The organism is Streptomyces sp. NPDC038213 (genome assembly GCF_055600495.1).
Genome location: NZ_JBVJYM010000064.1, coordinates 1 through 5,581, shown reverse-complemented (window position 1 = coordinate 5,581; position 5,581 = coordinate 1). Strand labels below are relative to the sequence as shown.

8 protein-coding genes are annotated in these 5,581 nt (G+C 72.4%); 1 reads left to right on the top strand and 7 read right to left on the bottom strand.

What is annotated here, in order from left to right; translation table 11 throughout:
• Window positions 1-111 precede the first annotated feature (111 nt).
• From ACZ7JZ_RS35825 to ACZ7JZ_RS35810, 4 genes are all read right to left on the bottom strand, one after another.
• The gene (locus tag ACZ7JZ_RS35825) at window positions 112-570 is read right to left on the bottom strand and encodes a hypothetical protein (RefSeq protein ID WP_470947312.1); all 459 of its coding nucleotides are present in this window, start codon (window positions 568-570) and stop codon (window positions 112-114) included.
• Between the two features lie 12 nt (window positions 571-582).
• On the bottom strand, window positions 583-777 hold the full coding sequence (locus ACZ7JZ_RS35820) for a hypothetical protein (RefSeq protein WP_470947311.1): 195 nt from the start codon (window positions 775-777) through the stop codon (window positions 583-585).
• Window positions 778-808: 31 nt separating this feature from the next.
• A complete protein-coding gene (locus ACZ7JZ_RS35815) occupies window positions 809-1,060 on the bottom strand; it encodes a hypothetical protein (RefSeq protein WP_470947308.1) in 252 nt (83 codons plus the stop codon).
• Window positions 1,061-1,201: 141 nt separating this feature from the next.
• On the bottom strand, window positions 1,202-3,427 hold the full coding sequence (locus ACZ7JZ_RS35810; protein ID WP_470947306.1) for a cell division protein FtsK: 2,226 nt from the start codon (window positions 3,425-3,427) through the stop codon (window positions 1,202-1,204).
• Between the two features lie 110 nt (window positions 3,428-3,537).
• Between ACZ7JZ_RS35810 and ACZ7JZ_RS35805 the strand changes: the two genes are divergently transcribed.
• Complete coding sequence (locus ACZ7JZ_RS35805; protein ID WP_470947304.1) at window positions 3,538-3,699, top strand: hypothetical protein; 162 nt, start codon at window positions 3,538-3,540, stop codon at window positions 3,697-3,699.
• A 4-nt stretch (window positions 3,700-3,703) separates the two neighbouring features.
• Here ACZ7JZ_RS35805 and ACZ7JZ_RS35800 read toward each other — a convergent pair whose 3' ends face one another.
• Genes ACZ7JZ_RS35800 through ACZ7JZ_RS35790 form a run of 3 tightly spaced genes read right to left on the bottom strand, consistent with a single transcriptional unit; the run spans window position 3,704 to window position 5,453 of the window.
• Window positions 3,704-3,979, bottom strand: coding sequence for a hypothetical protein (locus ACZ7JZ_RS35800; protein ID WP_470947302.1), 276 nt, complete (start codon window positions 3,977-3,979; stop codon window positions 3,704-3,706).
• 44 nt (window positions 3,980-4,023) lie between these two features.
• Window positions 4,024-5,154 (bottom strand): DUF2637 domain-containing protein, encoded by a 1,131-nt coding sequence (locus ACZ7JZ_RS35795; RefSeq protein WP_470947300.1) that lies wholly within the window; start codon window positions 5,152-5,154, stop codon window positions 4,024-4,026.
• Window positions 5,151-5,453 carry a hypothetical protein gene (locus ACZ7JZ_RS35790; RefSeq protein WP_470947298.1) on the bottom strand — a complete coding sequence of 101 codons (303 nt, stop codon included), beginning with the start codon at window positions 5,451-5,453 and terminating at the stop codon, window positions 5,151-5,153. Before ACZ7JZ_RS35790 ends, ACZ7JZ_RS35795 begins: the two co-directional genes overlap by 4 nt.
• Window positions 5,454-5,581: the final 128 nt, after the last annotated feature.

The following is a 5,581-nucleotide window of genomic DNA, read 5'->3' as shown; positions in this document are numbered from 1 at the left end:
GCAAGGACCCTTCGGTGCTTCATGCTTGGGGTCTCCTGTCTGTCTTCGGACGGGTAGGGAGGACCGCGGCGGCGGGCGACCTTGGTGGGGAGTCCTGCCGCCGCGGCGCATCTACCTCTGGTGGAAGTGGTTGCGCTTGATGACGGCGCGGCGGATGTTGACCGTCGTGCCGTGCGAGGCACGGTTGTTGTGGGGGCTGTAGGCCTGTACGGCGATCCAGCCGCCGAAGAGGACGGTGGCGAGGATGATGAGCTGCTGGATCAGCGCGGCGAGTGCGGTGATGAACGTGGTGAGCAGGAGCAGTCCGCCGCATACGGCGAGGAAGCCGATTCCGCCGATGGCCACGTTGACCGCGGCCGGGCTGATGGCCGGGCGCTGCCGGTAGGGCTCGGGTTCCTTGGCCGGGCCGAGGGCGTAGCCGGTGATGAGGCGGCCGTCGGGGAGCTGGATGGTCTGGACGTCGGGGAGTGCGTGCGGCTGGTGGACGGCGAGCGGGGTGTGCACCGGGGACAGGGGGACGGGGTAGTGGGTTCCGGCGGTCGTGTCCTGGTGCGTGGGCTTGTGGTTCATGGCGGGTGTCTCCTACTCGGCGATCTCGGTGAGGGCGGCGGCGGAGGTCTTCACGAGGTTGGTGATGGGCTCGTAGGCGCCGGTGCCGGCGGTGAAGAACCCGAAGAGGAACAGGACGATGGCGGCTCCGGCGCCGGCGGCCTTGGACCTGAGGACGAAGTACGAACCGGCGCCGAAGAGCAGGACGGCGGAGATGGTGAAGGTCATCGGGTGGTCCCTTCTCAGTGGGTGAGGCGGTTCAGCGGGTGCCCGCGCGGTGGATGCGGGCGGCGCGGTGGTAGAGGCGGCGGCCGAGGCGGATGCGCTTGCCGTGGCCGTCGCAGCGGCGGCAGTGCTTGCCCCGCTTGGTGCGGCCCTTGCGGTCGGTGGTGAGCTGGAAGCCGAAGCCGCGGCACTTGCGGCAGTCCGCGAGCGGCGAGGCCGCACACAGCAGCGAGTAACCGGCAGTGATGAGCAGCAGGACGGTGGTAGCGAGCAGGGCGGGGGTCATGAAGGGCCCTCCCAGGCGGGTTCCGGGGTTTTCCGCAGGTGGGGTGCTATGCGCTAGCGCGCTGATCAGACGCGGTTCGGGGTGCTAGCGGGGGTGCTACCGGTAGCAGGTGTGCGTGCTACCGGTAGCACCGGTTCGGGGCTATGCCGCGCCCGGGTTTCCGTTACGTTCCGCGACTGCGGTGGTGATGTGGGCGCGGACGGTTCCGCGGCGGGTGGTGCGGGTTCCGTCGTCGGTGGTGCCGGCGACGTCGCGGGTCTTGATGCCGTACGGCTTGAGCGCGCTGGTGACGGTCTCGCCCTTCCAGCCGCCGTACACCTCGGGCCGCAGCTCGGCGAGGCGGGCGGCGATCCGCTCGTTCCACACCCGCTCCTCGGCGGCGGGGACGACGGCGAGGACGTCGGCGAGCAGGTCGTAGGCGGGGCCGGTGGTCTCTTCGGGGACTTCGCCGAGGGAGTGTCCGGTCAGGAGTCCGGTCTTCTCGCGGGCTTTGCGGGCGCGGGCGGCGATGGTGTCGGCGCCGGGGCCGTCCACGTAGACGGAGGCGACGATGCGGGCGTCGGAGCCCTCGCCCATGAAGTAGTGGATGCCCTTGTCTCCCCAGGCGAACATCGTGGCCCGTACGCCCCGCTTGTACTGGGAGGTGCCGAGGACCATGTCGTTCTCGGTCTGGCCCATGACCTTCAGGCACCAGCGGGCCGAGGCGTTCGCGGAGATGCCGGTGGGCAGGGACTTGGCGTCCGGGCGCTGCGTGGCGAGGAGCAGCACGATGCCGGTGGCGGGGCCGCGTTTGACCAGGTCGGTGCAGATCTCCTCGAACTCCTTGCCGTGTTCGGGGTGCTCGAAGAGGACCTGGCACTCGTCCACGCCGACGATGATCGGGTGCAGGCCGAGGGAGCGTTTGTCGGCGAGGTGGCTGGTCACCTTGTTCTCGGGGCAGATGTCCCGCGGCAGCGACCGGATCACCTTGACCCGGCGGCGCAGCTCTTCGCGCAGGCTGCGGAAGTCCTGGAGGGCGTAGGTGATGGACTCGTCGTCGTCACCGGCGGCGTGCCGGTGGGAGACGGCGTTGCCGACCGGGTCGAGGTCGCCGGTGCCCTTCATGTCGTACGTGTGCAGCTCCGCCCGCGGGTCGAGTGCAGCGATCAGGAGCAGGAGGCGCAGGAGGAAGGTCTTGCCCATGCGGGGGATCGCGCCGATGACGCCGGCGATGTACATGAGGGTGACCTCGACCCAGCGTCCGCGCTGGTCGGTGCCGTAGGCGACCGGCTTGAACAGGTCGACCGCCCCGCCCGTGGCCAGCGGCCACTTGGGTTTCTTGGCCTTGGTCATGTCCTGGTCGCCGACCCACAGGACCAGGTGTCCGGTGTGCTCCTCCGGGACGGCCTCGGGCCACACGCACCCCAGCGGGCGGCGAAGGCCGGAGGCGAGCTTGTCGCGGCGCTCGATGACGTCGGTGACGGTCACGCCGTACGGGAGGTCGCCCTCCGCGCGCCAGCCGGGCCCGTCGCGGGTGATGGGCGCGGTGAACGTGAACCCGTCACGGCCCTTGGCCTGTGCCTGGCTGATCGCGGGGATACCGAGCGCGCCCAGGGCCCGCAGGACGATGTCCGAGGTGAGCTTGGGGACCTTGGCGATCTCCACGGCCCGGTTGACGACGGGGGCGTCGGCGTGGCCGCCGGCGGTGCCGAGGGCGAGCAGCACCGAGCCGACGGAGACGGCCTGGAGCCACCCGGGGGCCAGCACGTACAGGGCGAGCGCGAGGCCCGTCCCGATGAACGCGGCGAGCGTGGCCACCAGGACCCGCAGACGGACGCGGCCGTCGCGCTGCCGCGACAGCTTCAGGTACTCCCCGACGTCCTCGCGGCGCACGGCGGCCAGGCGGACCGGCTCGCCCTCGCGGTCGGCGACCCACCGCATCGTGGTGCCGAGGAAGCGGGCGGTTCCGCGGGGCGACTGGAGCAGCAGACGGCCGGCGTAGACCGGGGAGCGGAGGGCGTGGTAGCCGGTGAGGTGGGCGTAGTGGGAGGCGACCCAGCGGGCCGCGGTGCGGAGTTCGGCCGTGGACTGCAGCCAGACGGGCACGATCGGGCGGCGCTTGGCGCCCGCGAGTCGGCCGAGGTAGCCGGGCCCGGCGGCGGCCGGGCCGTCGACCGGGATACGGGCCGACGGGTCGTCGGTCGCCGTACCCGTCCGCGTCGGCCTCCCGGCGGCGGTCCCGTTGGCCGCCGGGACGGCCGACGCGTCCGGCGACTCCGTACGGGCGGTCCGGGCCTTGCCGAGGTCGACCACGTCGGCCCCGTGGCCCGCGGCCATGTCGGCTTCGAGTCGGGCGAAGAGTTCGTTCTCGTCGTCGGGGTGTTTCACTGGTGGTTCCTTCCAGTGCGAGGGATAGCGGGCCCGGCCGGCGCTGTGAGAGGTGGACGGCCGGGCACGCGAGAGAACCCGCCCCGCGGACCGGGGGCTAGGGTCGGGGCATGGGGGGACTTGACGCAGACCAGCAGTCGGGGCCGTGCACGTGGTGCGAGGCGCCGGTGAACCAGCCCGCGCGGTGGCGCGCTGAGCGGTTCTGCAGCCGGAGGCACCACCTGCGGTACCGGGTGGCCCGCATCGTGGCGCGGGTGCTCGACAGCCTCTGACCGCTCAGATCGCCAGAAGCGCGCTGGTGGGGATCTCGTAGATGTCGGTCACGAAGTCGACCCCCTCGTAGAAGTCCGCCCCGTGGTGGACGTAGCCGATGTGCAGGGCGGTGCCCTCGCGGTCGGTCGTCTCGTAAACGTGCACGGTGGCCGTGGGGCGGCGCCGGCCGCGGGCGATGCACTGACGCGCGGTCGCCACCGCCAGACGCTCGGGCCGCCAACGGGCCGTGCGCGTCTCCCCGGTGCGGTGCATCAGGCTGAAGAGGATGACGGGACGCATGAGCGGGCTCCTTCGAGTCGGATGTCCGGAGTAGCGGCGGGCCTTCACGCGGCGACCTCCTCGGCCACCACGTCGGCGGTCGGCCCGTCCGAGTCGACGTCGAGCGCGTCAGCGGCGGCGCCGAAGTCCTGTACGTCCCTCTCCGAGGCCCGGTCGGAGAGGATCTGGTCCCGCAGCACGCGGGAGCTGGCCGCCGAACACCGCAGGTGAGTCCGGATGGTCTCGGCGTTGATCGCGCTGTCGGGCCACGCCTCGGTGATCTCGCGGGCCTCGGCGAGAAGCTCCTCGGCGGTCCGCGGCGGCTTCGACTTCTTGGCCTTGCCGCGCGCCGGGCGCCGCCGCGGAGCCGGAAGAGCGGGCACAGGCGCCGCGGCCACGGCCGGTACCTGCTCGGGCTCCGGCGGGGGAACGGCGGACGGGACCGGTCCGGACGCAACCGCCTCGGCCGCACCGGCCGCCATCGAGCCGTCGTTCTTCAGGACGTCGCTCTCGACCGCGGCCGCTGGCGCTTCCGCTGGCGCCAGTTCGCCGAGCCGGAGCAGGACCCGCTCCCGCCGCGGTGTCTTGGACCGCCAGCGCCGCCCGTACGTCTCCCGCAGCTCCGCACGGGCGAGCTGGCGCTCCCTCTCCCGCGCCAGCGCATCGGCGTACGAGGTGATCTCCCAGAGGGTCATCCGTCGCCACAGCGAGAACGTGGACGGGAAGGCGAGGAACCACCGGGAGCCCCGGATCTTGTCCATGCGCCGGCCGGTCACGGCGCCGATGCGGACGGCGTAGATGTGGGCGCCGATCTCCGAGAAGACCACCCACAGCAGGGGCATCGTGCCGTGGGCCAGCTTCGCCCACGGCCCGTTCCCCGCGGCCACGTTCAGGCCGCAGGTCACGAGCGTGAGCAGCCACGGCACGAACCGCACCCACACCAGTGCCATGTCCATCCGGATCAGCAGCAGGTTGGCCACGGTGAACACCGGGATCGCGAGGTCGATGCCGACCGGCAGCATCCACGGCTCGCCGAACCCCCACCGGCCGGCCGCAGCCGACACCGCGTCGAACGAGGAGATGAGCCCGAGGGCCCCCACCCCGGCCGCGGCGAGCGCGCCGGTACCGGCGAGGCCCACCTCGGGGCGGGTGAGCGGCGGGACTTTCGGCCGCTCGGCGGGCGGGATCCCGCTCATGCCGCAGCCCCCTTGAAGGAGTGCGTCCGGCTGCGGGCGGCGGGCTTGGTGCGGCGGAGCGAGGTCACGTTGAACAGCTCGGGGGCGTGCGCCTCGATCACCTCGGCGGCGATCCGGCTCACGTTGTCCGGGAGGTCGGGGTACTCGGCGAGGATGTCGCGGGCCGCGTCCAGCCGGGCCGCGCGCTCCTCCCCGGTCTCGCCCTCCACCCCGAGCCACAGCTCGACCGGGGTACCGAGGGCCAGCTCGATGAAGTCGTCGGTGCTGACGGCCTGATGGCCGCCGATGTACGTACGCATGGGTGCACTCCTGAATCGGAGGGTCAGGGAGGGCCGCGGCGGCGGGCGACCTTGGTGGGGAGTCCCACCGCCGCAGGCGGTACGTGGTCGTGGAGTCCGTCCGGCTCCCCGCGCCCCACCCGTGCGAG